Below are 244 nucleotides of genomic sequence, written 5' to 3' on the forward strand. Positions count from 1 at the left end.
TGAATCAGGACGTAATCATTTTTAATTAAAGGCAGTACTTTGCTGTCCGGCCAAACAGTTGCTTCCATCTTGCGGCAATTCACACAGGCGTGACCAGTAAAATCAATCAGCACCGGTTTGTTTACTTTTTTAGCATAAGTTATACCTTCTTTGTAATCGAAAAACGGGTTCAGGTTAAGCGGTTTGTCAAACAAGTCCTGATACTTGCGGGGTTGCTGTCCCGAAACCGCTGATTCATTAACCG

At 42.6% G+C, this 244-nt stretch carries 1 protein-coding gene; it reads right to left on the reverse strand.

Annotated features, from left to right (window positions below):
• The coding region (locus F1003_RS16295) for a thioredoxin family protein (protein ID WP_202913939.1) at positions 1-244 on the reverse strand (244 nt) is incomplete at both ends.

The organism is Winogradskyella ouciana, assembly GCF_009709615.1.
GTDB classification, from domain to species: Bacteria; Bacteroidota; Bacteroidia; order Flavobacteriales; family Flavobacteriaceae; genus Winogradskyella; species Winogradskyella ouciana.